The organism is Shewanella sp. 10N.286.45.A1, assembly GCF_041470405.1.
Taxonomy (GTDB): Bacteria; Pseudomonadota; Gammaproteobacteria; order Enterobacterales; family Shewanellaceae; genus Shewanella.
Map to the genome: position 1 here is coordinate 1 of NZ_JBFRMK010000436.1, position 1,239 is coordinate 1,239.

At 37.7% G+C, this 1,239-nt stretch carries 1 protein-coding gene; it reads left to right on the forward strand.

The features are described 5' to 3' along the window. Positions 1-103 precede the first annotated feature (103 nt). Entirely contained in the window at positions 104-1,156 is a 1,053-nt protein-coding gene (locus AB4238_RS22260) for a hypothetical protein (protein ID WP_372035794.1), read from the forward strand. Positions 1,157-1,239: the final 83 nt, after the last annotated feature.

Sequence of the window (1,239 nt, forward strand, 5' to 3'; positions counted from 1 at the left end):
GGTCAAACTTTTAATGCAAATGGTATTATATGTTCAATTCGATTATGTTATTAGAAAAATTCAATGATTAACCATCAAAAGATAGTGAACAGGGATAAGTTAAGTGTCTAAAGATAAGCTTTTAGGGCCAACATTTAGTTTGGCGCGTTATATTATAAACATGAACAATCGAGTATATGATGGCTTACTTACTTTCATTAGTAAGCTTAGTTTTGTTCAAAAACTTTATCTTTTTGCTTTTATTTTATTATGTTTCAGCAATAGTTTAGCCATAGTTGCTGCCATAACTGTAGTTGGGTTACTCGCTGAATTCTGGCCTCTATTTGCCCGAGTTTGGCACTCTCTTGCAGGAAAAGCGGTGTTACTACTGTTCTATGCCGTCATCGCTAACTTTGCGTTAGCTGGAGCCGCATCGGTAGTAAATGAAGTTGTTGGTGTTTCTTCGAGTCATTTTAGCTATACCCATAACTTCGCTATTTTGCTTTATCTCCCCGCATGGACATTGGCAATCAGCATTATTGCACTTTTACTGCTTCAAATTTTTGTGCCTTTTTACCTGTTCACTCTGTTGTTATTAAAACCCTTCGGAGTCGATGGTTTTAACCTGACTAATTTACAACATTATCAGAAGTGGACGATGTTTCTTCGCCTAATTCTATCTAGTATTTTGCTTTATCACTTAGCACTTTTAAGCGATGTGGATTCGGTTATAGAGGAAAACCTTGATAACCCGAAATTGCTCAGTATCCAACAACCTTCGACCGAGGAAGCAGATCTTGAGAAGATTATTCTTGACTCTTTGGGTGAGGCTGATGCACTAGAGCAGAAAATCGCTGATGATGAAATCAGTACTAATAACAACGAAAAACAAAATTCAAGCAACTCAACCTTAGATGCTTTGGAGCAAGAGATTAACACCAGCGTTAATAAATCATTGCAATTACGGGCGCTCTATTCTCAAAAAACAAGGGAATTGATTGCTCACTTTGCTTATCAATTAGAAGCTGATGGCAAGTCACGCTGCGCTATCTCTAATAATGCCCATATAGTAGAACTTAATGATTACGAAATTCTAGAAATTAGTCGCGATATGTCTAAACCTTATGGATATGATTTTCAGGTGAAAGTGTGCCAGTCTCCGGCTTTCCCAATTTGAGCCCAATGTAAAAGTCACAAGGAGCCGTTAATCTTTCACGGTTGTTTTGCCGCAATTTATTGGCTATTTTGACAAGGCGGAGG